Here is a 25297-nt window from a genome sequence, read left to right as displayed (position 1 = left end):
GCAACGACTGTACGGCCATTTGCCGCCCTGGCTGTATTGCAATGAATGGTTACTTTTACGTTTAGGCTTGGGCCCTGCTTTCGCCACCCATTGCCCCCCTGCCGGGCTTTCGGGTGGCAGATATCTTCATCAGTACAAGGAAACAACGCTCCATGTCCGACGCCTCCCTCGCGCCGTTACGCCCCCTGGCCGACACTTCGCCCTCGGCCGTAGTCGCCGGCTTCATCGCGATGATGACCGGCTACACCAGCTCCCTGGTGCTGATGTTCCAGGCCGGACAGGCCGCCGGGCTGAGCAGCGGGCAGATTTCCTCCTGGATCTGGGCCATCTCCATCGGCATGGCCGTGTGCAGCATCGGCCTGTCCTTGCGCTACCGCACCCCGATCACCATCGCCTGGTCGACCCCCGGCGCCGCGCTGCTGATCACCAGCCTGTCCGGGGTGAGCTACGGCGAAGCCATCGGCGCCTACATCACCTGTGCGGTGCTGGTGACCATCTGCGGCCTGACCGGCAGCTTCGAACGCCTGGTCAAGCGCATCCCGGCCTCGCTCGCCGCGGCACTGCTGGCGGGCATCCTGTTCAAGATCGGCAGCGAAATCTTCGTCGCCGCGCAACACCGCACCGGCCTGGTGCTGGGCATGTTCTTCAGCTACTTGCTGGTCAAGCGCCTGTCGCCACGCTATGCGGTGCTTGCCGCGCTGCTGATCGGCACTGCATTGGCCGGGATGATGGGCCTGTTGGACTTCAGCGAGTTCCACCTGCAAGTCGCCACGCCGGTGTGGACCACTCCGCACTTCTCCCTGGCGGCGACCATCAGCATCGGCATCCCGCTGTTCGTGGTGGCCATGACCTCGCAGAACATGCCCGGGGTCGCGGTGCTGCGCGCCGACGGCTACAACGTGCCGGCCTCGCCACTGGTCACCACCACCGGTATCGCCTCCCTGCTGCTGGCGCCATTCGGCTCCCACGGCATCAACCTGGCGGCCATCAGCGCGGCGATCTGCACCGGGCCCCATGCCCACGAAGACCGCAACAAGCGCTACACCGCGGCGGTCTGGTGCGGGATTTTCTATGGCATCGCCGGGATCTTCGGCGCCACCCTGGCGGCCTTGTTCGCGGCACTGCCCAAGGAACTGGTGCTGTCGATCGCCGCCCTGGCCTTGTTCGGCTCGATCATCAACGGCCTGAGCATCGCCATGAGCCAAGTGAAGGAACGCGAGGCAGCGTTGATCACCTTTATGGTGACCGCCTCGGGCCTGACCCTGTTTTCCGTCGGCTCGGCGTTCTGGGGAATCGTGGCCGGTGTGCTGACCCTGGTGATCCTGAACTGGAACAACGAATAAGCCTGTAGCCGCTGCCGCAGGCTGCGATAAGCCCGAAGGGCTTCAGCGATCTCAAGACCTTGCGCGTCCTGCGATCGCGATCGCAGCCTACGACAACGGCGACAACCCGCCCACGCGAAATCCCGGGAAACAGGCCCGAGGCATATAAAGGTTCTGCGGGGGAATAAATAGATAAAGGCTGTACAGCGACAGCCGTGAGTCGGCGGCCCGGACGGGCCACCGACTCAGCACATCAGGCTACCGGATTGATCGAGTTTTCCGGGTACCAGACGTCCAGCAGCGGGCTGACTTCAACGCTGGTCAGCTCGGTGCGGGCCTTGAGCCAGGCTTCGACCTTGGCACGTTGCTCTTCGCTGACCGAACCGCGTTTGCTCAAGCAAACCAGACCGAAGTCATCGCCACCCACATAGCCGAGGCCGTTGGCTTCCATCGCTTCTTTGAGGAACGCGTCGAGGAAAGCGTCAATAGCCTCTTCGGCCAGATCTTCTTTGAAATCCAGGTTCAGCTCAAAACCCAGCTCCTGAAATTCATCTACGCACAGTTTTTTGCGCAGACGGCGGGAACGGTTAGTGGCCATGGAACAATCCTCATAAGTAATAACGGGCGGCACTTTACCAGTTTAAGTAACCGATTGCCTGACTCTATGAGGGCCTCGGCCTGCCATTGGGAAAAAAATAGCGGGTTCGCCCGACGCGGCACGGCACAAGCCGCTATACCTTGGGGCATAATGCCGACACTTTCGTGACCACTGAGGGAATTTATCGTCATGCCCTCGTCTTTTCTCCCCTCGGCTGTAGGGTTTTACTTCACATGATCAAATCTTTGCGTCCACTTTTTCTTGCCGGTCTTCTTCTGCCCCTGGCCATTTCCGTTTCCGCCGCCCCCGTCAACACCACCCTTTCGCCCAAGGTTCAACAAGCCCTCAAAGCCAGCAAACTGCAAGACAACGCCCTGTCGCTGGTGATGATCCCGCTCAACGGCCCGGGCACGGCCACGGTCTACAACGCCGACGTATCGGTCAACCCGGCCTCCACCATGAAACTGGTCACCACCTACGCCGCCCTGGAAATGCTCGGCCCGACCCACCAGTGGAAAACCGAGTTCTATACCGACGGTACCCTGAGCGGCGGCATCCTCAATGGCAACCTGTACCTCAAGGGCGGCGGCGACCCCAAGCTGAACATGGAAAAACTCTGGCTGCTGATGCGCGACCTGCGGGCTAACGGCGTGCAGCAAGTGACCGGCGACCTGGTGCTGGACCGCAACTTCTTCGTGCAGCCGCAACTGCCGCAGTTCAACGATGACGGTAATGACGAGAACAAGCCGTTCCTGGTCAAGCCCGACGCCCTGCTGGTCAACCTCAAGGCCCTGCGCTTCGTGGCGCGCAACGATTCGGGCAAGGTGCTGATTTCCGTCGAGCCGCCGATCGCCAGCATTCGCATCGACAATCAGGTCAAGGCCGTCGGCGGCAAACAGTGCGCCGGCAACGTTCGCTACAACCCGGTACCGCAGGCGGACGGCGGCGTCACCGTGACCGTCAACGGCCAGTTGGGCGACGGCTGCAGCTCGCAGACCTACCTGTCGCTGCTCGACCATGCGACCTACACCGCCGGCGCCGTACGCGCCATCTGGAAGGAACTGGGCGGCAGCATCCAGGGCAAGGACCGCCTGGCCGCCGTTCCATCCAGCGCCAAGGTGCTGGCCCGGGCCTTCTCGCCGGACCTGGCGGAGATCATCCGCGACATCAACAAATACAGTAACAACACCATGGCCCAGCAACTGTTCCTCAGCCTCGGCGCGCAATACCGCACTGAAGCCGATGGCGACGATGCCAAGGCAGCACAACGGGTGGTGCGTCAGTGGCTGGCCAAGAAAGGCATCACCGCGCCGCATCTGGTAATGGAAAACGGTTCGGGCCTGTCCCGTGCCGAACGGGTCAGCGCCCGGGAAATGGCCTCCATGCTGCAAGCGGCCTGGAGAAGCCCGTACTCGGCGGAGTTCATCAGCTCGATGCCGATCGCCGGCATGGACGGCACCATGCGCAAGCGCCTGAAACGCACCGCCATGTCCGGTGAAGCCCACGTGAAGACCGGAACCCTGAACACCGTGCGCGCCATCGCCGGCTACAGCCGCGACAGCAATGGCAACACCTGGGCCGTGGTGGCGATCCTCAACGATCCGAAGCCCTGGGGCGCGTCCTCGGTGCTCGACCAGGTGCTGCTGGATCTGTATCGCCAACCGAAACTGGCGACCACCGCTTCGACCCTGTAAGCCGTCACTCGCAGGTGGCACGGCAACCCCGCGCCACCTCGCTCCTCTGCTCCATCCGCCTCAAGCCATCTCGGCCTGGACCCGGTCGCGCCCTGCCTGCTTGGCCGCATAGACCCCGGAATCCGCCCGCAGCAACAGCCCGTCGGCCCCTTCGTGCTCCCGCCAACTGGCGATGCCGAAACTGGCCGTGACAATGCCCACGCCATCGATCGGCGAGCTGCGCAGCCCGCGCCACAACTCCTCGGCCAGGACATAGGCCTGCTGGCCATCGGTGTCCGGGCACAGCACCATGAATTCTTCGCCGCCCAAGCGGCAAAACACATCCGTGCGGCGCAGACGAAGGCTGATGCGCTCACAGACAGCGCGCAGCACCCTGTCGCCGATGGCATGCCCATGCTGGTCGTTGATCCGCTTGAAGTGGTCGATATCCAGCATGATCACCGCCAGATTGCCCACCCCGCGCTCGACCCGCGCCATTTCGGTCTGCAGGCGCTCCTGGAAATAGCGCCGGTTGTGGATGCCGGTCAGGGAGTCGGTGACCGACAAGGCCCGCAACTCCTCCTCGACCCGCTTGAGGTCGGAGATGTCCGACAGATAGCCATGCCACAGCACCCCGCCCCCTGGCAGTTTTTCCGGGGTCGCCTCGCCACGCACCCAGCGCAGGCCGCGTTGCGGCAGCTGCACGCGATACTCCTCGCGCCAGGGGCTGAGCCTCTTCGCCGACGTCCAGATCGAGGTACGCACCCTGGCCACATCGCCGGGGTGAATACGCTCGAACACCGGCTCGGCGTCCAACTGCAGTTGTTGCGGCTCGATCTCGTAAATGTCGCGGATGCCGTCACTGACGTAAGGGAAACTGGCATGACCTTCGACATCCACCTGGAACTGGTAGATACCGCCAGGCACATGGGCACTGAGTTTTTTCAGCAGGCGATCGCGAGCCGCCAGCGCTTCATGGACCCGCTTGCGTTCGGTGATGTCGATGCAGATGGCCAGGTGCCCGACCCATAGCCCGTGATCGTCCAGGACCGGGGTCGCCAGCATGTTCACCACCAGATGGCTGCCATCGCGGCGTACCAGGGTCCACTCGCGGGTTTCCTCGCCACGCTCTTCGGAACCGTCCACCAGCATCGCCTGGCACATCGGGATCTGCCGGCCGTAACGCTGGCTGAGGGCTTGCGCGCGCGCATTCAGCTCCGCGGGCAGATGCAGGCTTTCCAGAGTCAGATGGCCCACTACCTCGGCGCTCTTATAGCCGAGCATGCGTTCGGCCCCGGCATTGAAGGTGCTGATCACGCCCCGCAGGTCGGTGGCGATGATCGCCACCTGGGTCGCCGCATTGAGCACGCTGCGCAGTTGCCCATGGGTACCGCGCAATTCCTGCTCCCTGACCCGCAGCTCCTCGGTGCGCTGCTCCACCAGCCGCAGCGCGCGCTGCCGCTGGCTGACCAGGACATACAGCAAGGCGCTGAGCAGCAGGCTGAGCAGAGTCCCGAGGACCACCTGGCTGGACACCGAAGAATGGTTGGCCTGGAGGAACACCGCGCTGGGGCGGATGTTCACCTGGTAATCATGATCGGCCAGGCTCAGCACCCGACTCACCGCCAGCGGGCTGCCCCCCGGGCCGTTGCTCGATTCATAGAGCTTGCCGTACGACTCGGCGGTCGACAGGTCGATGATCTGCACGAACAGGTTGTCCTGGCGCTGCTCGGGCAGTCCATCGACCACCAGTTGGCGCATGCTGATCACCGCAATCACATAACCGTATGGCTCGGGGGTCGACATGGCCACATCGGCGCGCAGGATGACGGGAGTCGCCAGGATGATTCCACGCGCGTAGGAAGGCTCGACTCCGACCAGCCGCACCGGTTGGGAAACCGCCATGCCCCCGCGCTGCCGCGCCCGTTCGAGGGTATCGCGACGCATCGGCTGGGCCAGCAGGTCGAACCCCAGGGGCGAACCCAGCGGGCTTTGGGTCTGGCTGTAGAGCACCGGCACATACTCATCGCGCTGGGCCGCTCGCTGCAGCTTGCCCTCGGCATTCAGCTCGGCAATGAAATAATCCGGCGCGCCCTGCTCCTGCGCCATGCGCTCGAACAACGCACGCTCGGCGCCGCTGACGCGCGGCGCCCAGGCATAGGCCTGGGTGCGATGCAGGAGAGGTTTGGTGTAGCCATCGAAGTCCTGGCGCGAGACGGTGCCGGAATTGACGAAGAAGCGTTTGAGACCATCCAGGCGCTGCTCCTGATCTTCGAAACGCTCTTCGATGCGGCTATAACGTTCGCTGGCCAGCAGCTGGAAGCGTTGGCGCAACTGCTGCTGATACAGGTTGAGGGTCGACCAGGCCAGCAGCCCGGTCAATACACAACCGAACAGCAATACCAGTAGCGCGACCAGCCAGGCCGACACGTCTTCGCTGATGAAGCCCAAGATTTTCGGGCGTACCGAGTGCAACGACATAAGCAAAACTCATAACGCCAGCGAACGTGAACGTCACATGGGCTTGCATTGAGTTATAGCTATTCGCCACTAATTTGGCTAGAGCAAAGAGCCTTGAAAATCAAGGCTCTGTGGATCCAATCAACATCAGCGGGCAGTGATTTTCCAGGCGCGGTGGATCTTGCCGTTACGGACAAAATCCGGGTCGATGGTCTTGGCGGTGATCTCCTCGACGGCGTAGCGCGCCGCCAGGTTTTCCTCGAGCTGGAACTTGCGGAAGTTGTTGGAGAAATACAGCACGCCACCGCTGGCCAACCGGGCCATGGCCAGGTCGAGCAGTTGCACGTGGTCACGCTGCACGTCGAACACCCCTTCCATGCGCTTGGAATTGGAGAAGGTCGGCGGGTCGATGAAGATCAGGTCGAACTCATCGCGGCAGCTCTCCAGCCAGGCCATGACATCGCCCTGCTCCAGACGGTTCTTGTCGGAGAAACCGTTGAGCGACAGGTTGCGCCGGGCCCAGTCCAGGTAGGTTTTCGACAGGTCGACGCTGGTGGTGCTGCGCGCCCCGCCCTTGGCCGCGTGCACGCTGGCGGTGGCGGTGTAGCAGAACAGGTTGAGGAAACGCTTGCCGGCGGCTTCCTTCTGAATGCGCAAGCGCATCGGCCGGTGGTCGAGGAACAGCCCGGTGTCGAGATAGTCGGTGAGGTTGACCAGCAACTTCACGCCGCCTTCGGTGACTTCGGTGAACTTGCCCTGGGCACTCTGGCGTTCGTACTGCCTGGTGCCGCTCTGGCGCTCGCGACGCTTGATCACCACTCGGCTCTTGTCGACGTTCAACGCTTGCGGAATAGCCGCCAGGGCATCGAACAGACGGGCCTGGGCCTTTTCCGGGTCGATGGATTTCGGCGCAGCGTACTCCTGCACGTGCACCCAGTCGTGGTACAGGTCGATGGCCAGGGAGTATTCCGGCATGTCGGCATCGTAGACGCGATAGCACTCGACGCCTTCGCGCTTGGCCCACTTGCCCAGCACCTTGAGGTTCTTCTGCAGGCGGTTGGCGAACATCTGCCCGCCTTCGCTCAGGCGTGCCTGCTCGACCACCGGCGCCGGCGGCGGCTTGATCGGGTTGCCGTTCTTGTTGTACTGGCGCTCCTGCGGAACCAGCGGCGCCTTGTCGGCCTCGGCCTGTTCGCGCTCGATCTGCCGCTGCTCCGGAGTACGACGCTCACCGGTGACGAACTGGTCCGGCTGCACCTTGATCAGCAGCAGCTTGCAGGGCAAGGCGCCGTTCCAGAACGAATACTGCTTGTGGCTGCGAATACCCATGCGCTTGCCCAGGTCCGGCGCGCCGGTGAACACCGCCGCTTCCCAGCCCAGGCAGGCCTGACGCAGGCGTTCGCCGAGGTTCTGGTAGAGATACAGCAGGCTGGCTTCGTCACCCAGGCGCTCGCCGTAGGGCGGGTTGCTGATCACCAGGCCTTTCTGGTTCTGGTCCGGGCGCGGCTCGAAGGTCGCCACTTCGCCCTGGTAGATCTTGATCCACTCACTGAGACCGGCGCGCTCGACGTTGTTGCGCCCTGGCTGGATCAGCCGCGGGTCGGCTTCGTAACCGCGAATCCACAGCGGCGGCTTGGCCAGGCCGGCCTGCGCCCGCGCCTGGGCTTCTTCGTGCAGCTTGCGCCACAAGGCCGGGACGTGACCGAGCCAGGCGGTGAAACCCCACTGCTCGCGCTTGAGGTTGGGGGCGATGTCGGCGGCGATCATCGCCGCCTCGACCAGGAAAGTGCCCACGCCGCACATCGGGTCGGCCAGGGCGCCGCCATTGGCCGCAATACGTGGCCAGCCGGCACGGATCAGGATCGCCGCCGCGAGGTTTTCCTTCAGCGGCGCCGCGCCCTGCTGCAGGCGATAGCCACGCTGGTGCAGGCTGTGGCCGGACAGGTCGAGGGAAAGGATCGCTTCGCCGCGATCCAGGCGCAGGTGAATGCGCAGGTCCGGGTTGAGCTTGTCGATGGAGGGACGCTCGCCGGTCGGCGTGCGCAGCCGGTCGACGATGGCATCCTTGACCTTCAAGGCGCCGAAGTGGGTGTTGTCGATGCCCGAGCCGTGGCCGCTGAACTCCACCGCCAGGGTGCCGTCCGCCAGCATGTGGTCCTGCCAGTCGACGTCGTGCACGCCGTGATAGAGGTCTTCGGCGTCCTTCATCGGGAAGCGCTTGAGCACCAGCAGTACCCGGTTGGCCAGGCGCGACCAGAGGCACAGGCGGTAAGCGGTCTCCATGTCGGCCATGCCGCGCACGGCCGAGGTATGTTCGCGCGCTTCTTCAAGGCCAAGCCCGGCGGCTTCCTCGATGAGCAGGCCTTCAAGGCCTTTGGGACAGGTGAGGAAGAGTTCGTAGCGATCCGACATGGGAGTTCAGGGCCTTTAGCAATAAGTGAACGGACAACGCATCGTCCGCCCGGTTTTCAATCAAGCGCTTTTCTTGAAGAGCGCTCGCGTGGCACGAATCTGTGCCGTCCCGCCCCTGCTGTTCAGCTCGCCGCTAGCGGTGACCACTGGGGGTCAAAAGAGCTTAGATGCCGGGGCAGATAAATAAGTCAGCGTAACAAAAGGTCATAACTCGACCTTTCATCGAATAATACCTGAGTGCAACGGAATGAGATTCTCACTAAAGCATTAAGCCCATCATCCAGTAAGAGGCTGATCAGAGCGAGGTTTGCCTGACTGACCCGATGTAAAGCAGGTCGTTCTTATGGCCTTAGCATCATTATCGTTACGTCCTTATGACAAAACGATCATTCCCACGTTGTGACGCATTGGTTAGAAATCAACTCAGGTTGGCGCCGCAACGACGCCAGCACCACGCTCGCGACGCCGGCAGCGAGCACCAACGGCAGAAGCATTCTGCCCGGCCTCAAACGAGGCCGACGGGACATAAGACAGTCAACAAGTGAGGGAAACACCCTATGAGAAGACTTAAGCGTGATCCGTTGGAAAGAGCATTTTTGCGCGGATATCAGTATGGCGTTCATGGCAAGTCCCGTGAGCTTTGCCCATTTACTCTACCGTCGGTACGCCAAGCCTGGATCAATGGCTGGCGAGAAGGACGCGGCGACAACTGGGACGGTATGACCGGCACTGCGGGAATCCACAGACTCAACGAACTTCACGCCGTCGGCTAAAACAGGGCACACATTCCGACACCAACATCTGAATACGTAACGACTTAACCACGCACGTCCCATCCGGACGGCGGGCTGCGGCCCAGGGGCTCCTTTCAGGAGCCCTTTTTATTGGCCGCGCAACAAGCGCTCCTCAGCGCAACGCCGCGATCGCGTCCACCGATTCGCGAATCAGCGCCGGGCCCTTGTAGATGAAACCCGAATACAACTGCACCAGGCTGGCGCCGGCAGCGATCTTTTCCGCCGCATGCTTGCCTTCGGTGATACCGCCCACCGCGATGATCGGCAAACGCCCGGCCAGCTCGCCCGCCAGCACCTTCACGGTGTGGGTGCTCTTGTCGCGCACTGGTGCGCCGGACAGGCCGCCCGCCTCGTCGCCATGCTCCATGCCTTCGACGCCGACGCGGCTCAGGGTGGTGTTGGTGGCGATGACCGCGTCCATCCCGGTTTCGATCAGGGCTTGCGCCACTTCGGCGGTTTCTTCGTCGGTCATGTCCGGGGCGATCTTGATCGCCAGCGGCACCCGCTTGCCATGCTGCACCGCCAGCTCCTGCTGACGCTGGCTGAGGGCGCCGAGCAGCTGCTTGAGCGACTCGCCGAACTGCAGGCTGCGCAGGCCCGGGGTGTTGGGCGAGCTGACGTTGACCGTCACGTAGCTGGCGTGGGCATACACCTTGTCCAGGCAGATCAGGTAGTCATCCACCGCGCGCTCGACCGGGGTGTCGAAGTTCTTGCCGATGTTGATCCCCAGCACGCCCTTGTACTTGGCCGCGGCCACCCGGGCCAGCAGGTGATCGACACCCAGGTTGTTAAAACCCATGCGGTTGATGATCGCTTCGGCTTCCGGCAGGCGGAAGAGCCGTGGCTTGGGGTTGCCCGGCTGCGGGCGTGGAGTAATGGTGCCGATTTCGACGAAACCGAAACCCAGCTGGGCAAAACCGTCGATGGCCGCACCGTTCTTGTCCAGGCCCGCCGCGAGCCCGACCGGGTTCGGGAAGTCCAGGCCCATGACCTTCACCGGCATCTGCGCCGGCGCCTTGCACAGCAAGCCATTGAGGCCCAAACGCCCGCCCGCGCCGATCAGGTCCAGGGACAGATCATGGGAGGTTTCCGGGGAGAGTTTGAACAACAGCTGGCGGGCCAGGGTATACATGGGCGGGTTTGACTCGGTGGCGGCGAAATGAGGCGGCGATTATAGCCGGGCATGAGGCTGGCAGGCGAGGCACACGGCGAAATCAGCGGTGAATGGCATATGCCTTGCACCACAGCCTGCATCAGCACCCAGGCCAATGGCGGCATGGGCCGCAAGACAAAGGCGTCGTTACCCCGCCGGCTCTGCCTGGCGTGGGTGCGACGTTTTTTTATGGCCGCTTTTTATGGAGGGCTCCACCCCATGAACGAACTCCCCGTCAGCCCGCTGGCCTGGGTCAACGGCAGCGATGCCCCGGAAAAGACCGCGATCAACCTCGGTTTCATGGCCTTGAGCGACTGCGCCTCAGTGGTGGTCGCCGCCACCCAGGGCTTTGCCCAGCCTTATGGCCTGACCCTGAACCTCAAGCGCCAGGCGTCCTGGGCCAACCTGCGGGACAAGCTGGTGAGCGGCGAGCTGGATGCCGCCCACAGCCTGTACGGCCTGATCTACGCCGTGCACCTGGGCATCGGCGGGGTCAACGCCAGCGACATGGCGGTGCTGATGGGCCTGAACCAGAACGGCCAGAGCATCAACCTCTCGCGGGAGCTCCAGGCGCTGAATGTGACCAGTCCTGAAGCGCTTCACCAGCATGTGCACCAAAGCCGGGCAAGACTGACCTTCGCCCAGACCTTCCCCACCGGCACCCACGCCATGTGGCTGTATTACTGGCTGGCCGCCCAGGGCATCCATCCGTTGCAGGACGTCGACAGCGTGGTGGTGCCACCGCCACAAATGGTCGCGCACCTGCAGGCCGGGCGCATCGACGGCTTTTGCGTGGGCGAGCCCTGGAGCGCCAGCGCGGTGAACCAGAACCTGGGCTTCACCCTGGCCACCAGCCAGGCGATCTGGCCCGACCACCCGGAAAAAGTCCTCGGCTGCACCCGCGCCTTTGTCGAGCAGTACCCCAATACCGCAAGGGCCCTGGTCATGGCGATCCTCGAGGCCAGCCGCTTCATCGAGCAGAGCCGCGAGAACCGCCAGGGCACCGCGCAACTGCTGAGCGCCCGCGAGTACCTCGATACGCCGCTGGGCTGCATCGAGCCGCGCCTGCTCGGCGAGTATGCCGACGGCCTCGGCAACCGCTGGCAGGACCCGCACGCACTGCGCTTTCATAATGAAGGCGCGGTCAACCTGCCGTATCTGTCCGACGGTATGTGGTTCATGACCCAGTTCCGCCGCTGGGGTTTGCTGCGCGAAGACCCTGACTACCTGGGCATCGCGCGCCAGGTGCAGCAACTCGAGCTCTATCGTGAAGCCGCCAGCGCAGTCGGTGTCGCGTCCTGGGGCCAGGACATGCGCAGCAGCCAGTTGATCGACGGCAAGCGGTGGGACGGGTCGGACCCGGCCGCCTATGCCCGCAGCTTCCGGCTGCACGCCATGAGCGACAGCTCGCCTCTTCTCGCCAGCCGCTGACAGGAGCCCGAGACCATGTTGCGTATCCTGCTGATCAACGACACCGCCAAGAAGGTCGGTCGGCTCAAGGCGGCCCTGATGGAAGCCGGTTTCGAGGTAATCGACGAGTCGGGCCTGACCATCGACCTGCCGACGCGCGTCGAAACGGTGCGCCCGGACGTGATCCTGATCGATACCGAATCACCGAGCCGCGATGTGATGGAGCAAGTGGTGCTGGTCAGCCGCGACCAGCCACGGCCGATCGTGATGTTCACCGACGAGCACGACCCCGACGTGATGCGCCACGCTATCAAGTCCGGGGTCAGCGCCTACATAGTCGAAGGCATCCAGGCCCAGCGCCTGCAGCCCATTCTCGATGTGGCCATGGCCCGCTTCGAGAGCGACCAGGCCTTGCGCGCGCAGCTGCAGGCCCGCGACCAGCAACTGGCCGAGCGCAAGCGCATCGAGTTGGCCAAGGGCCTGTTGATGAAGATGAAAGACTGCAACGAAGAACAGGCCTACACCCTGATGCGCCGCCAGGCCATGAGCCGGCAGCAGAAGCTGATCCAGGTGGCGGAGCAGATCATCGCCATGAGCGAGTTGCTTGGCTGAATCCCACGGCTGCGGTGCGGCGGCCTATCGCGGGCAAGCCTCGCTCCTACGGAAGATGACCGTGAGTTTCCACAGGCACGAGGCTTGCCCGCGATGAGGAACGCCGGGACTGCAACTCTTGGCACAGATCTGGCTATGTAATCGACACAGGTAACCAACGGCGGTTGCCCCACCTACGACAAAGACGTCGCACACCCTTCTCGCCTCAGGCGATACGGGTTGCGGCGTTTTTTCGTTTTGGCCCCACAGCCCGGGGCCGGTGGAGCGGCCGTAATGGCGCCCCACGCAAAAGCTCATGACTCCTTTCGAGACTCTTTACAGCTGAGGTGCGCGATGAATTCAAGCTTCTGGAAATCCGGCCACACCCCGACACTGTTCGCGGCCTTCCTCTACTTCGACCTGAGCTTCATGGTCTGGTACCTGCTCGGCCCGCTGGCCGTGCAGATCGCCGCCGACCTGCAACTGACCACCCAACAGCGTGGGCTGATGGTGGCCACGCCTATCCTGGCTGGCGCCGTGCTGCGTTTCGCCATGGGCCTGCTGGCCGATCGCCTGTCCCCCAAGACCGCCGGGCTGATCGGCCAGGTGATCGTCATCGGCGCGCTGTTCTGCGCCTGGAAGCTGGGCATCCACAGTTATGAACAGGCCCTGCTGCTGGGGCTGTTCCTGGGCATGGCCGGCGCCTCGTTCGCCGTGGCCCTGCCGCTGGCCTCGCAATGGTATCCACCGCAGCACCAGGGCAAGGCGATGGGCATCGCCGGGGCCGGCAACTCCGGCACGGTATTCGCGGCCCTGTTCGCGCCCTTGCTGGCCGGTGCCTTCGGCTGGAGCAACGTATTCGGCTTCGCCCTGATCCCGCTGGTCCTGACCCTGGTGCTGTTCGCCTGGATGGCCAAGAACGCCCCGGAACGGCCCAAGGCCAAATCCATGGCCGACTACTTCAAGGCCCTGGGCGACCGCGACAGCTGGTGGTTCATGTTCTTCTACAGTGTGACCTTCGGCGGCTTCATCGGCCTGGCCAGCGCCCTGCCTGGCTACTTCAACGACCAGTACGGCCTGAGCCCGGTCACCGCCGGCTACTACACCGCCGCCTGCGTGTTCGGTGGCAGCCTGATGCGGCCACTGGGTGGGGCGCTGGCCGATCGTTTCGGCGGCATTCGCACGCTGCTGGTGATGTACAGCGTTGCGGCGGTGTGCATCGCCGCGGTCGGCTTCAACCTGCCCAGCTCCTACGCGGCCCTGGCCCTGTTCGTGTGCACCATGCTTGGCCTGGGTGCGGGTAACGGCGCGGTCTTCCAGTTGGTGCCACAACGCTTCCGCCGCGAGATCGGGGTGATGACCGGGCTGATCGGCATGGCCGGCGGCATCGGCGGTTTCGCCCTGGCCGCGGGCATGGGCGCGATCAAGCAAAGCACCGGCAGCTATCAAATGGCGCTGTGGCTGTTCGCCAGCCTGGGCGTGCTGGCCTGGTTCGGCCTGCACGGGGTGAAACGCCGCTGGCGGACCACCTGGGGCTCCGCCGCGGTCACCGCGGCCCGGGTCTGAACCGTCCATGAGCCTGCGACTGAGCCATGCCCAGGCTAGCGCCATCGGGCCGCGCGCGGAAAACCAGGACGCCTTGCGCCTGGTCACCCCGGCGCCGACCCTGGCCGCCAGCAAGGGCCTGCTGTTCGCCATCGCCGACGGCGTCAGCCAATGCGCCGACGGCGGCCTCGCCGCGCGCTCGACCTTGCAGGCGCTGGCGCTGGACTACTACGCCACCCCGGAAACCTGGGCCGTGGCCCAGGCCCTGGAGCGCCTGCTGCTGGCGCAGAATCGCTGGCTGCAGGCCAACGGTGGCGGCCAGCCGCTGCTGACCACCGTCAGCGCCCTGGTGCTGCGCGGCCGGCGCTTTACCCTGGCCCATGTCGGCGACTGCCGGGTCTATCGCTGGCATGCCGATCAGTTGCAACGCATCAGCGTCGACCACGTCTGGGACCAGCCCGGCATGCAGCACGTGCTCAAGCGTGCCCTGGGCCTGGACCAGCACCTGGTAGTGGACTTCCTCGACGGTGAGCTGCGGGAAAACGAAAGTTTCCTGATGCTCAGCGACGGGGTCTGGGCCACTCTGGGCGACACCGCCATCGCCGCGATCCTGCGCGACCAGCCCGACCTCGACAGCGCGGTGCAGACCCTGGTCAACGCCGCGCACCTGGCCGGCAGCCAGGATAATGCCAGTGCCTTGCTGGTGCGGGTCGAAGCCCTGGGCGAAAGCTCCATTGGCGACGCCCTGATTCACTTGCAGCAATGGCCATTGCCACCGCCCCTCAAGCCGGGCCAGCACTTCGAAGGCTGGCAGGTCGCCGAAGTAGTCGGGCAGAGCCAGCAGTCCCTGCTGTACCGCGTGCTCGATGTGCAACAACAACCCTGGCTGCTGAAAACCCTGCCCGCTCATCTGCACGACGATCACCAGGCCGGGCAATCGCTGCTGTCAGAGGAATGGTTCCTGCGGCGGGTGGCCGGACGGCACTTTCCCGAAGTGCATGCCGCGACCGCCCGCCAGCATCTGTATTACGTGATGCGCGAATACCCGGGGCAGACCCTGGCCGACTACCTGCAACAACAGGGCCCCTTGCCGCTGGCGCAGTGGCAGGACCTGGCCGAGCGCCTGCTGCGGGCCGTGGGCCTGCTGCACCGCCGGCAGATCCTGCACCGCGACATCAAGCCGGAAAACCTGCTGCTCGGGGACGATGGCGAGTTGCGCCTGCTGGACTTCGGCCTGGCCTATTGTCCCGGCCTGTCCGAGGACCAGGCGCACCTGCTGCCCGGCACCCCGAGCTACATCGCCCCAGAGGCTTTCACCGGCGTGGCGCCGACACCGCGGCAGGACCTGTACGCCGTGGGCGTGACCCTCTACCACTTGCTGACCGGGCATTTTCCCTACGGCGAGATCGAAGCCTTCCAGCGCCCGCGCTTCACCACCCCGGTCAGCCCCAGCCGCTATCGCCCGGACTTGCCGGACTGGCTCGAACAGAGCCTGGAACGCGCGGTACAGGCCGATCCGGCCCAACGCTATGAAACCGCCGAAGAGTGGTTGCTGGTGCTGGAACAAGGCGAACGCCGCAGCCTCAGCGTGCGCCCCAGGCCACTATTGGAACGCGAGCCGTTGAAAGTCTGGCGCACCCTGGCGCTGGTCTCGCTGCTGCTCAACCTGCTGTTGCTGTACCTGTTCCTGCATCAATGACCACCCCGTCCCCTGTAGCCCTGTAGCCGCTGTCGAGCCTCAGCGAGGCTGCGATCGACCGCGTAGCGGGCGCCAACACCGGGCCGGCAGGTTTTACGGGGCTGCGCCCCGATCGCAGCCTCGCCATGGCTCGGCAGCGGCTACAGGTGCTCCAGAAACGGGCAAGGCGCGTTGAATCGGTGCAGATTTCCCCCTTTCCACTCCCGAAAACCGCCCCGTCCTCGCTAAAACCCACGCTTGGCGAAACTTGGCACAAGCACTGCATTAACTCCCCCAACAGCACATACGACCCGGCCTTCAACGACGAAGGATGGGTTTTCCCGAGAGAACGGGACCGGACAAAGGCGTCCTGCCAGGCAACTGGCGGGACGCCTTTTTTGTTTGCGCAACGTTTATCGAGCCAGGCCCGGCACACCCGACGGCCTGTCTACGCGGAGAGCGAAATGAAACAACTCAAGCTGGTGATGATCGGCAACGGCATGGCTGGGGTACGCACCCTGGAAGAGCTGCTCAAGCTGAGCAATGAGCTGTACGACATCACGGTCTTCGGCGCGGAACCCCACCCCAACTACAACCGCATCCTGCTCTCCCCGGTACTGGCCGGCGAACAGACCTTCGAAGAGATCGTGCTCAACGACCTCGGCTGGTACCTGGACAATCACATCAAGCTGCTGCTCAACCGCAAGGTGGTAGAGATCGACCGGGTCAAGCGCCGGGTGATCGCCGAAGACGGCAGCGAAGCCGAATACGATCGCCTGCTGATCGCCACCGGCTCGACCCCGTTCATCCTGCCGATTCCCGGCAACGCCCTGCAGGGCGTGATCGGCTACCGTGATATCGCCGACACCCAGGCGATGATCGACACCGCCAAGACCTACAAGCACGCGGTAGTCATCGGTGGCGGCCTGCTCGGCCTGGAGGCCGCCAACGGCCTGATGCTGCGCGGCATGGACGTGACAGTGGTGCACATCGGCGAATGGCTGCTGGAACGCCAGCTGGACAAGACCAGCGGCCAGCTGCTGCAAGCCGCCCTGGAAAGCCGCGGCCTGAAGTTCCGCCTGAGCGAACAGACCCAGGCCCTGCATGACTCAGGCAATGGCCGGGTCGGGTCGGTGCAATTCAAGAACGGCGACATCATCCCCGCCGACCTGGTGGTGATGGCCGCCGGCATCCGGCCCAATACCACACTCGCGGAAAAAGCCGGCCTGCCGTGCAGCCGCGGGATCCTGGTCAACGACACCCTGCAGACCTACGACCCGCGCATCTATGCCATCGGCGAATGCGCCAACCACCGCGGTATCGCCTACGGCCTGGTGGCCCCGTTGTTCGAACAGGCCAAGGTCTGCGCCAACCACCTGGCGCAACTGGGCTTCGCCCGCTACCAGGGCTCGGTGACCTCGACCAAGTTGAAAGTCACCGGCATCGACCTGTTCTCCGCCGGCGACTTCATGGGCGGCGAAGGCACCGAGACCATCACCCTCTCCGACCCCATCGGCGGCGTGTACAAGAAGCTGGTGATCAAGGACGACGTCCTGGTCGGCGCCTGCCTGTACGGCGACACCGCCGACGGCGGCTGGTACTTCCGGCAGATCCGCGAGAACCACGCCATCGGCGAGATCCGCGACCACCTGATGTTCGGTGGCTCAAGTTGCATGGAGCAGGCCTTGGGCGACGTCGGCCACCAGGGCCAGGACAAAGCCATGAGCATGGCCGACAGCGCCGAAGTCTGCGGCTGCAACGGCGTGTGCAAGGGCACCATCGTCAAGGCAATCCAGGAGCACGGCCTGTTCAGCGTCGATGAGGTCAAGAAGCACACCAAGGCCGCCAGCTCCTGCGGCTCCTGTGCCGGCCTGGTGGAACAGCTCCTGATCAACACCGTCGGTGGCGCGGCCGACGTCAAGCCGAAAAGCGAGAAAGCCATCTGCGGTTGCAGCGACCTCAACCACGGGCAGATCCGCCAGGCGATCCGCGAACAGCACCTGCTGACCGTAGCCAGCACCATGAGCTACCTGAACTGGCGCACGCCCAACGGCTGCGCCACCTGCCGCCCGGCGCTGAACTACTACCTGATCTCCACCTGGCCGGGCGAGGCCAAGGACGATCCGCAATCGCGCCTGATCAACGAACGGGCCCACGCCAACATCCAGAAAGACGGCACCTACTCGGTGGTGCCGCGGATGTGGGGCGGCGTCACCACCCCCTCCGAACTGCGGCGCATCGCCGACGTGGCGGACAAGTACCAGGTGCCGATGGTCAAGGTCACCGGCGGCCAGCGCATCGACCTCTTGGGCATCAAGAAGCAGGATTTGCCCGGGGTCTGGAAGGACCTGGACATGCCCTCCGGCCATGCCTACGGCAAGTCCATCCGCACCGTGAAAACCTGTGTCGGCAGCGAGTTCTGCCGCTTCGGCACGCAGAACTCCACTCAGTTGGGCATCGAACTGGAGCACGACCTGTTCAACATGTGGTCGCCGCACAAGGTCAAGCTGGCGGTCTCCGGTTGCCCGCGCAACTGCGCCGAGGCCGGGATCAAGGACGTCGGCATCATCGGCGTCGAATCGGGCTGGGAGATGTACATCGGCGGCAACGGCGGGATCAAGACCGAGGTCGCGGAGTTCTTCGTCAAGCTGAAAACCGCCGACGAGGTACGCGAATACAACGGCGCCTTCCTGCAGCTGTACCGCGAGGAAGCCTTCTACCTGGAGCGCACCGTGCACTACCTGCAACGGGTCGGCATGGCGCACATCAAGCAAGCCATCATCGAAGACCCGCAACGGCGCAAGGCCCTCAACGAGCGCCTGCAATTCGCCCTGTCTTTCGAACAGGACCCATGGAAGGAGCGCCTGGAACAGCCGCTGCTGAAAAAAGAGTTCGAGCCGATCCGCGTCAAGCAGCTGGAGGTGCCGCTATGAACTGGCTGGATATCTGCGCCCTGGACGAGATCAATGCCCTGGGCTCGCGCATCGTCAACGGCCCCAAGGGCGACATCGCGATCTTCCGCACCAGCGACGACGAAGTCTTCGCCCTCGACGACCGTTGCCCGCACAAGGGCGGCCCCCTGTCCCAGGGGTTGATCTACGGCAAGAAGGTCGCCTGCCCGCTGCACAACTGGCAGATCGACCTGGAATCCGGAGAAGCGCAGGCACCGGATATCGGTTGCGCCCATCACCACCTGGCGCGGGTGGAAAACGGCCGCGTGCTGCTGGCCCTGCGGGATGCCGGCCGATGAACCGCCAGACGACCGCCTCGATCTGCTGTTACTGCGGCGTTGGCTGTGGCGTGCTGATCGAGCACGACGGCGAACGCATCCTCGACGTCAGTGGCGACCCGAGCCACCCGGCCAACCACGGCAAACTGTGCAGCAAGGGTTCCACCCTGCACCTGACCGGCGACCTCGCGGCCCGCGCACTGTACCCGGAGTTGCGCCTGGGCAAGGCCCTGGCACGCAGCCGTACCGACTGGGATACCGCGCTGGAGCACGCGGCCAACGTATTTGCCGCAACCATCGCCGAACACGGCCCGGACAGCGTGGCCTTCTATATCTCCGGACAATTGCTCACCGAGGACTACTACGCCTTCAACAAGCTGGCCCGGGCCCTGGTGGGCACCAACAACATCGACAGCAATTCGCGGCTGTGCATGTCCTCGGCGGTGGTCGGCTACAAACGCAGCCTCGGTGCCGACGCCCCGCCCTGCAGCTACGAAGACCTCGAACTGAGCGACTGCGTGATGATCGTCGGCAGCAACATGGCCTACGCCCATCCAGTGCTGTTCCGCCGCCTGGAGCAGGCCAAGCGCTTGCGCCCGCAGATGAAAGTGATCGTCATCGACCCACGGCGCACCGACACGTGCGACCTGGCCGACCTGCACCTGGCGATCCTGCCCGGCACCGATGTCGCGCTGTTCCACGGCGTCCTGCATCTGCTGCTGTGGCAGGACTGGATCGACCGCGACTTCATCCAGGCGCATACCGAAGGCCTGACCGAGCTGAAGAACCTGGTCCACGACTACACCCCGCACATGGTCGCGCAGCTGTGCGGCATCAGCGTCGAGCAACTGCGCCAGTGCGCCGAATGGGTCGGCACCTCGCCGAGCTTCCTGTCGCTGTGGTGCATGGGGCTGAACCAGTCCAGCGCCGGCAGCGCGAAAAACAGCGCGTTGATCAACCTGCACCTGGCCACCGGGCAGATCGGCCGCCCCGGCGCCGGTCCCTTCTCCCTCACCGGCCAGCCGAATGCCATGGGTGGCCGGGAAACCGGCAGCCTGTCGAACCTGCTGCCAGGGCACCGGGACGCCGCCAACCCGGAGCATCGAGCCGAAGTCGCGGCCTATTGGGGCGTCGAGCAATTACCGGCCAACCCCGGCCTGACCGCGATCGAACTGTTCGAACAGTTGCGCGGCGGCAAGATCAAGGCACTGTGGATCGCCTGCACCAACCCGGCGCAATCGCTGCCCGACCAGAACGCAGTGCGGGAGGGCTTGCTGGCCTGCCCGTTCGTGGTCCTGCAGGAAGCCTTTCGCACCACCGAGACCGCGGCCTTTGCCGACCTGCTGCTGCCCGCCGCCAGTTGGGGCGAGAAGGAAGGCAGCGTGACCAACTCGGAACGGCGCATCTCCCATGTGCGCCGCGCCGTGGCCGCTCCAGGCGAAGCACGCCCGGACTGGACCATCACCCTGGACTTTGCCCGGCGCCTGGAACAGCGCCTGCGTCCGCAACAACCCAGCCTGTTCGCCCTGGATACGCCTGCCCAGGTGTTCGATGAGTACAAACTGCTGACCCGCGGCCGCGACCTGGACCTTTCCGGCATCAGTCACGCGCTGATCGACCAACTGGGGCCGCAGCAATGGCCCTTCCCCGCCGGCGCCGAACAAGGGACAGCGCGGCTGTACGTTGACGGCCGCTTCCCGACCGCCAGCGGACGAGCTCACTTCGTCAGCGACCCATATCGCGCGGCCAAGGAACAGCGTGATGCACGCTTCCCCCTGACCCTGATCACCGGCCGCCTGCGGGATCAGTGGCATGGCATGAGCCGTACCGGTACCGCGGCCCAGCTGTTCGGGCACGTCAGCGAAGCCGTCCTCAGCCTGCACCCGGACGAACTGCGCCGGCAGAACCTGCAAGCGGGCGACCTGGTGTCGCTGAAAAGCCGGCGCGGCAGCGTGATAGTCGCCGTGGCGGACGACGACAGCGTGCGCCCGGGCCAGGCTTTTCTACCGATGCATTGGGGCGACCGCTTCCTCAAGGGCGGCGTCAATGCCGTGACCCAGCCGGCGTTCGACCCACTGTCCAAACAACCGGAACTCAAGCACAGCGGTGTACGCCTGGAGCCGGTACAACTGCCGTGGCAGCTGTTCGCCCTGATTGAAGGCGACGTGCAGCGGCACTTCGAAGCCCTGCGCCCGCTCTGCGAAAGCTTCGCCTACGTCAGCCTGAGCCTGGCCGGTCGCGAACGCCCGGCCCTGCTGCTGCGGGTGGCCAATGCCGAGGCGCCGGCGCCGCAGTTGCTCAAGGACATCGACCAGTTGCTGGGGCTCAACGAAGGCCCGGTACTGGCCTATGACGATCCGCGGCGCTCCATCGGCAAGCGGGTACGTATCGAACAGGGACGGATCACCGCTCTTCGCCTGGCCGGTGAAACCCTCGCCCAGCACTGGCTGCAGAACCTGTGGCTGGAAGGCAAGGCCGATGAGCAATTGCGCCGCTGGCTGCTGGCGCCGATGAGCGCGCCACCGGGGGCGGCCGGGCTGATCGCCTCGGCAGGCAAGACCTTGTGCAACTGCAAGAACGTCAGCCAGAGCGCGGTCTGTGCCGGGATCTCCCGTGGCCTGGACCTTGATGGCCTGAAACAGGAACTGGGCTGCGGCACTCAATGCGGCTCCTGCGTCCCCGAAATCAAACGTCTGCTGGCCAGCTCGGCACAGCCCGTCGCAATCCCCCTGTGAGGAAACAAACATGAGCGCAAAAGTCTGGCTGGTGGGTGCGGGCCCTGGCGATCCTGAACTGCTGACCCTCAAGGCCGTGCGCGCCCTGGGCGCGGCGGATGTGGTGCTGATCGACGATCTGGTGAATCCGGCGGTGCTGGAGCACTGCCCCCGGGCACGGGTCATTGCCGTGGGTAAACGCGGCGGCTGTCGTTCGACGCCCCAGGCGTTCATTCATCGGCTGCTGCTGCGCTACGCCCGCCATGGCAAGTGCGTGGTACGCCTCAAGGGCGGCGATCCGTGCATCTTCGGCCGTGGCGGTGAGGAAGCGCAGTGGCTGCAGGAACGTGGCGTCGAGGTGGAACTGGTGAACGGCATCACGGCCGGCCTGGCGGGGGCTACCCAGTGCGGGATACCGCTGACCCTGCGCGGTGTCGCCCGTGGCGTCACCCTGCTGACGGCCCATACCCAGGACGACAGCAGCCTGAACTGGCAAGCCCTGGCGCAAAGCGGTACGACGCTGGTGATCTATATGGGGGTGGCCAAACTGGGCGAGATACGTGAACAACTGACCATTGGCGGCATGGCGCCACATACCCCGGTGGCCATGATCGAAAACGCATCCCTGCCCGGGCAGCGCCTGTGCCGGAGCAATCTGTACACCATGCAGGACGATGCCCATGCCTTCCAGCTGAAAAGCCCGGCCATCCTGGTCGTTGGCGAGGTGGCTGCTTGCGGCGCCCAACTGCCAGCCCTTTCCGAAGCAGCCCTGGCGGCAGCATTCTCGGCCTGACACCAGGCTCTTTCAGCAAATCGCGGACAAAGAAAAACCCGGCCTAGGCCGGGTTTCTCAAAGCTGCAAGCTACAGATTACTGAGCTTGTTGAGCTTGTGCTTCAACCTGCGCTTCTACGCGACGGTTTACAGCGCGGCCAGCTTCAGTTGCGTTATCAGCAACTGGGCGGGACTCACCGTAACCAACGGATTGAACGCGGCTCGACTCAACACCGTACTGGTTGGTCAGAACTTGCTTAACGGCATTTGCACGACGCTCAGACAGTTTCTGGTTGTAAGCGTCAGGACCGACGGAGTCAGTGTGACCTTCAACAACGGTGGTGGTTTGTGGGTACTGCTTCATGAAGTCAGCGAGGTTCTTGATGTCAGCGTAGCTGTTAGGCTTAACGACCGACTTGTCGAAGTCGAACTTCACGTCCAGCTCAACACGAACAACTTCAGCAACCGGAGCTTCTGGTTCTGGAGTTGGCTCTGGAACTGGAGCAGGAGCTGGAGCAACCTTGCCAGCGTTGCCGCCGAAGTTCACACCCAGACCAACCAGAGCGGAGTAGTCCCACTTGCCGTTGTCCATTGCGTAGTCGGCTTCAACGCCGGCACGAGCGAACAGGTTGTCGGTGAAGTAGTACTTAACACCGGTACCGATGATAGCCAGAGTCGACTGGTCGCGACCGCTGTGGCCGTCAGCCAGGACGTTGGTACGGCTCTGGTGACCGAAACCACCCGAAACGTATGGACGCAGGGAGTCCACGCCAGCTTGACCGAAGTGGTAGGTAGCCAGCAGGCTGCCGGTGTCACCTTTGATCTTCTGGTTGCCAGTGCCGTCGTTCGAACGGGTGTGGTTGGTTTTGTCGTAGTTCAGGTCCAACGACAGGTCATCGGTCAGGAAGTAGCCGATACGAGCGCCTGGGTTGAAGCCGTCTTCGATGTGCTTAACGCTGTCGTTGTACTGTTTTTTGTAAAACAGTTCACCCTCGACCGCGCCTTGGCCTTGCGCCAGAACGCCGAACGAAGTCACGGCAACAATAGAACCAATGGCAATGCCCAAGGTGTTTTTCAGTTTCATCCGTTAAATCCCCATCTGGTGATTGTAAAGCAGTCCCACATACCGGGGGACAACTCGGCGGTAAGTCTATCAGAACTTACCTAGACGTAAGAGATATTTGCGCCGAACTAAGTTTCAGCAATGCCTGCAAATTTCTCACGCAATTTATCAAGCGCACGCTTGTACCGCATTTTCGTAGCACTCAACCCCATGTGCATGATGTCTGCGATCTCCTGGAACTCCAGTTCTGCGACAAATCGTAGCACCAGAATCTCCCGATCGATCGGGTTCACATGCACCAACCAGCGGTCAAGTCCGCCCTTTTCCTCAGGTTTCGGCGCCTTATCTTCAGACGCTTCCTCGAGGGGATCAAGACTTAACGCATCCATCAAGCGACGCTTGCGCCGTTCTTTCCGATACTGCGTGATGCATTCGTTGTACGTGATGCTATAGAGCCATGTCTTGAACTTCGATTTCCCCTCGAAGTTCTTGAGGCCATACAGCACCTTTAACATCACCTCCTGACAGACATCATCAGCATCACGATCGTTCCCTAAATAACGTGCACAAACGTTGAAGAGGGTTCGCTGATAGCGTCGCATCAACTCTTCATACGCACGCGTCACATGAAACAGCTCCGTGTGCGAGCGCGCAACCAACTCCTCGTCAGAGAGCTCACGGGGGTCATAGCGCGTGGATAGCGATTGGGCTTTATTCAAAACGAGTCGGGCCGACAGTCAGGTCAATGTCCACCGCAGCCCAGACAAGGGCATTTTGCGGCGGCATACATTAGCAGGGTTTGCCGGGTTAGCGGCTACTTACATGCTGCTCCAGCAGGATCCGATTGGAGAGAGAGACCAGCTCGCCCTCATCGGTCAGCAGTGTAGTCTTAACCGTGCCGATCTCCTCGATCTGCCCTTCGACCTCGCCAACTCGCACTTGTTGCCCAACCTGATACAACTCACGCACATAGATTCCCGCAAGAATCTGACCGGCAATATCCCGGCTTCCCAACCCCATGGCCAAGGCAACGGCCAGACCAACGGTAATCAAAACGATCACGATCACATGGTTGAGCAGGTCGGTTTTGACCTCCAACTGACTGATCGCAACGGAAATACTGATGATGATCACCAGCCCCTGGGCGATTCGCCCCAGGCCACTGGCGTAATCCAGACCGACCCCTTCGGCCGCTCCACGCACCAGCCCATTGGCCAGTTGCGCCAGCAATACCCCCACCAGCAGCACCAGCGCAGCCCCGAAAACCTTCGGTAAATACAGCGCCAGCATGTCGAGCGTAGCCGAAACCCGCTCCAGGCCAAGGGATTCTGCAGCAGAAACCAGAAAAATCAGTAAAACAAACCAATACACGATTTTGCCGATCAAGGTAGAAATCGGCACCTGCAGACCCGCACGGGACAGCAGTTTGGTCAAACCGGTACCGCCCATCAAGCGGTCCAGCCCCAGTTTGGCGAGTAATTTGGAAAGCAGGGTATCAAGCAGCTTGGCAACCACGAACCCCAACAGCAGCACGACCAGCGCGCCAAACAGATTGGGAATGAAGTTCGCTACCTTGGTCCACAACGCAGTCATCGCAGTGACGAGGCTCTGAGTCCAGAGATCAAGTTCCATATTCAATCAGCCTTATCAGCAGTGCGAGCAGTAGGTTTACGACGGGAAACCGGCGAGATATGGGCCGATCCGTTATTCAGAGCAATCATCAGCGCCGGCAACCAGCGGCCGAGCAGGCTGAACAGATCGCCCGCCCCCACCTGCCGGTTGGCGGTTTTCAGTACGCGGCCCAGGCACGCATCGTCGTCCCGGGTGGACGGTGTGGCCTTGAGCATGTCACGCAACGACTGTTCAAACGGATCGTGCATAC

General features: G+C 63.4%; 19 protein-coding genes. 11 read left to right on the top strand and 8 right to left on the bottom strand.

Features of this window, described 5'->3' with window-relative positions; translation table 11 throughout:
- Window positions 1-152 precede the first annotated feature (152 nt).
- Window positions 153-1343: a benzoate/H(+) symporter BenE family transporter gene (locus IF690_RS10260; RefSeq protein ID WP_202699970.1), complete on the top strand. Its 1191-nt coding sequence runs from the start codon at window positions 153-155 to the stop codon at window positions 1341-1343.
- A gap of 232 nt (window positions 1344-1575) precedes the next feature.
- Here IF690_RS10260 and IF690_RS10255 read toward each other — a convergent pair whose 3' ends face one another.
- Window positions 1576-1920, bottom strand: a complete 345-nt coding sequence (locus IF690_RS10255) for a YggL family protein (protein ID WP_007932191.1) — start codon at window positions 1918-1920, stop codon at window positions 1576-1578.
- Window positions 1921-2153: 233 nt separating this feature from the next.
- Here IF690_RS10255 and dacB point away from each other — a divergent pair, with 233 nt between their 5' ends.
- Window positions 2154-3614 (top strand): D-alanyl-D-alanine carboxypeptidase/D-alanyl-D-alanine endopeptidase, encoded by a 1461-nt coding sequence (gene dacB, locus IF690_RS10250; RefSeq protein WP_202699969.1) that lies wholly within the window; start codon window positions 2154-2156, stop codon window positions 3612-3614.
- A gap of 60 nt (window positions 3615-3674) precedes the next feature.
- On the opposite strand, the gene IF690_RS10245 is transcribed toward dacB, so the two are convergent.
- Entirely contained in the window at window positions 3675-6074 is a 2400-nt protein-coding gene (locus IF690_RS10245) for a sensor domain-containing diguanylate cyclase (protein ID WP_202699968.1), read from the bottom strand.
- 126 nt (window positions 6075-6200) lie between these two features.
- Window positions 6201-8465 (bottom strand): bifunctional 23S rRNA (guanine(2069)-N(7))-methyltransferase RlmK/23S rRNA (guanine(2445)-N(2))-methyltransferase RlmL, encoded by a 2265-nt coding sequence (gene rlmKL / locus IF690_RS10240; RefSeq protein WP_202699967.1) that lies wholly within the window; start codon window positions 8463-8465, stop codon window positions 6201-6203.
- A gap of 557 nt (window positions 8466-9022) precedes the next feature.
- On the opposite strand from rlmKL, the gene rmf reads away from it, so the two are divergent.
- Complete coding sequence (gene rmf / locus IF690_RS10235; RefSeq protein ID WP_002553055.1) at window positions 9023-9238, top strand: ribosome modulation factor; 216 nt, start codon at window positions 9023-9025, stop codon at window positions 9236-9238.
- Between the two features lie 133 nt (window positions 9239-9371).
- Here the strand turns inward: rmf and IF690_RS10230 are convergent, their stop codons facing one another.
- Window positions 9372-10391: a quinone-dependent dihydroorotate dehydrogenase gene (locus tag IF690_RS10230; RefSeq protein ID WP_202699966.1), complete on the bottom strand. Its 1020-nt coding sequence runs from the start codon at window positions 10389-10391 to the stop codon at window positions 9372-9374.
- Window positions 10392-10631: 240 nt separating this feature from the next.
- Here IF690_RS10230 and IF690_RS10225 point away from each other — a divergent pair, with 240 nt between their 5' ends.
- The 8 genes from IF690_RS10225 (at window position 10632) to cobA (ending at window position 22372) form a co-directional block, all read left to right on the top strand.
- On the top strand, window positions 10632-11843 hold the full coding sequence (locus tag IF690_RS10225; protein ID WP_202699965.1) for a CmpA/NrtA family ABC transporter substrate-binding protein: 1212 nt from the start codon (window positions 10632-10634) through the stop codon (window positions 11841-11843).
- 15 nt (window positions 11844-11858) lie between these two features.
- Window positions 11859-12434 carry an ANTAR domain-containing response regulator gene (locus IF690_RS10220; RefSeq protein ID WP_007932173.1) on the top strand — a complete coding sequence of 192 codons (576 nt, stop codon included), beginning with the start codon at window positions 11859-11861 and terminating at the stop codon, window positions 12432-12434.
- Window positions 12435-12767: 333 nt separating this feature from the next.
- Entirely contained in the window at window positions 12768-13979 is a 1212-nt protein-coding gene (locus IF690_RS10215; protein WP_202699964.1) for a nitrate/nitrite transporter, read from the top strand.
- Between the two features lie 7 nt (window positions 13980-13986).
- A complete protein-coding gene (locus IF690_RS10210) occupies window positions 13987-15657 on the top strand; it encodes a bifunctional protein-serine/threonine kinase/phosphatase (protein ID WP_202699963.1) in 1671 nt (556 codons plus the stop codon).
- Window positions 15658-16100: 443 nt separating this feature from the next.
- On the top strand, window positions 16101-18569 hold the full coding sequence (gene nirB / locus IF690_RS10205; protein ID WP_202699962.1) for a nitrite reductase large subunit NirB: 2469 nt from the start codon (window positions 16101-16103) through the stop codon (window positions 18567-18569).
- Window positions 18566-18886 (top strand): nitrite reductase small subunit NirD, encoded by a 321-nt coding sequence (gene nirD, locus IF690_RS10200; protein ID WP_202699961.1) that lies wholly within the window; start codon window positions 18566-18568, stop codon window positions 18884-18886. The genes nirB and nirD overlap by 4 nt, the downstream gene beginning before the upstream one ends.
- Complete coding sequence (locus tag IF690_RS10195) at window positions 18883-21600, top strand: nitrate reductase (protein WP_202699960.1); 2718 nt, start codon at window positions 18883-18885, stop codon at window positions 21598-21600. Before nirD ends, IF690_RS10195 begins: the two co-directional genes overlap by 4 nt.
- 10 nt (window positions 21601-21610) lie before the next feature.
- A complete protein-coding gene (gene cobA, locus IF690_RS10190) occupies window positions 21611-22372 on the top strand; it encodes a uroporphyrinogen-III C-methyltransferase (protein ID WP_202699959.1) in 762 nt (253 codons plus the stop codon).
- Between the two features lie 77 nt (window positions 22373-22449).
- On the opposite strand, the gene IF690_RS10185 is transcribed toward cobA, so the two are convergent.
- The 4 genes from IF690_RS10185 to IF690_RS10170 all read right to left on the bottom strand — a co-directional run bounded on the left by IF690_RS10185 (window position 22450) and on the right by IF690_RS10170 (window position 25295).
- Window positions 22450-23436 (bottom strand): OmpA family protein, encoded by a 987-nt coding sequence (locus tag IF690_RS10185; protein ID WP_202699958.1) that lies wholly within the window; start codon window positions 23434-23436, stop codon window positions 22450-22452.
- A gap of 107 nt (window positions 23437-23543) precedes the next feature.
- Window positions 23544-24134 (bottom strand): RNA polymerase sigma factor SigX, encoded by a 591-nt coding sequence (sigX, locus tag IF690_RS10180; RefSeq protein WP_009042922.1) that lies wholly within the window; start codon window positions 24132-24134, stop codon window positions 23544-23546.
- An 88-nt stretch (window positions 24135-24222) separates the two neighbouring features.
- Window positions 24223-25047, bottom strand: a complete 825-nt coding sequence (locus IF690_RS10175; protein WP_053260260.1) for a mechanosensitive ion channel family protein — start codon at window positions 25045-25047, stop codon at window positions 24223-24225.
- Between the two features lie 2 nt (window positions 25048-25049).
- Complete coding sequence (locus tag IF690_RS10170; RefSeq protein WP_007927518.1) at window positions 25050-25295, bottom strand: hypothetical protein; 246 nt, start codon at window positions 25293-25295, stop codon at window positions 25050-25052.
- Window positions 25296-25297 lie beyond the last annotated feature (2 nt).

The sequence above is a fragment of the Pseudomonas sp. SK3(2021) genome (genome assembly GCF_016772375.1).
In the GTDB taxonomy this organism is placed as follows: Bacteria; Pseudomonadota; Gammaproteobacteria; order Pseudomonadales; family Pseudomonadaceae; genus Aquipseudomonas; species Aquipseudomonas chlororaphis_I.
This window is presented reverse-complemented; position numbering and strand designations above follow the sequence as displayed.

Bases quoted from the DNA above. Each gene is read 5' to 3' on its own strand.
- IF690_RS10260 (WP_202699970.1), top strand. From the start codon at position 153: ATGTCCGACGCCTCCCTCGCGCCGTTACGCCCCCTGGCCGACACTTCG.
- IF690_RS10255 (WP_007932191.1), bottom strand. From the start codon at position 1,920: ATGGCCACTAACCGTTCCCGCCGTCTGCGCAAAAAACTGTGCGTAGAT.
- dacB (WP_202699969.1), top strand. From the start codon at position 2,154: ATGATCAAATCTTTGCGTCCACTTTTTCTTGCCGGTCTTCTTCTGCCC.
- IF690_RS10245 (WP_202699968.1), bottom strand. From the start codon at position 6,074: ATGTCGTTGCACTCGGTACGCCCGAAAATCTTGGGCTTCATCAGCGAA.
- rlmKL (WP_202699967.1), bottom strand. From the start codon at position 8,465: ATGTCGGATCGCTACGAACTCTTCCTCACCTGTCCCAAAGGCCTTGAA.
- rmf (WP_002553055.1), top strand. From the start codon at position 9,023: ATGAGAAGACTTAAGCGTGATCCGTTGGAAAGAGCATTTTTGCGCGGA.
- IF690_RS10230 (WP_202699966.1), bottom strand. From the start codon at position 10,391: ATGTATACCCTGGCCCGCCAGCTGTTGTTCAAACTCTCCCCGGAAACC.
- IF690_RS10225 (WP_202699965.1), top strand. From the start codon at position 10,632: ATGAACGAACTCCCCGTCAGCCCGCTGGCCTGGGTCAACGGCAGCGAT.
- IF690_RS10220 (WP_007932173.1), top strand. From the start codon at position 11,859: ATGTTGCGTATCCTGCTGATCAACGACACCGCCAAGAAGGTCGGTCGG.
- IF690_RS10215 (WP_202699964.1), top strand. From the start codon at position 12,768: ATGAATTCAAGCTTCTGGAAATCCGGCCACACCCCGACACTGTTCGCG.
- IF690_RS10210 (WP_202699963.1), top strand. From the start codon at position 13,987: ATGAGCCTGCGACTGAGCCATGCCCAGGCTAGCGCCATCGGGCCGCGC.
- nirB (WP_202699962.1), top strand. From the start codon at position 16,101: ATGAAACAACTCAAGCTGGTGATGATCGGCAACGGCATGGCTGGGGTA.
- nirD (WP_202699961.1), top strand. From the start codon at position 18,566: ATGAACTGGCTGGATATCTGCGCCCTGGACGAGATCAATGCCCTGGGC.
- IF690_RS10195 (WP_202699960.1), top strand. From the start codon at position 18,883: ATGAACCGCCAGACGACCGCCTCGATCTGCTGTTACTGCGGCGTTGGC.
- cobA (WP_202699959.1), top strand. From the start codon at position 21,611: ATGAGCGCAAAAGTCTGGCTGGTGGGTGCGGGCCCTGGCGATCCTGAA.
- IF690_RS10185 (WP_202699958.1), bottom strand. From the start codon at position 23,436: ATGAAACTGAAAAACACCTTGGGCATTGCCATTGGTTCTATTGTTGCC.
- IF690_RS10175 (WP_053260260.1), bottom strand. From the start codon at position 25,047: ATGGAACTTGATCTCTGGACTCAGAGCCTCGTCACTGCGATGACTGCG.
- IF690_RS10170 (WP_007927518.1), bottom strand. From the start codon at position 25,295: ATGCACGATCCGTTTGAACAGTCGTTGCGTGACATGCTCAAGGCCACA.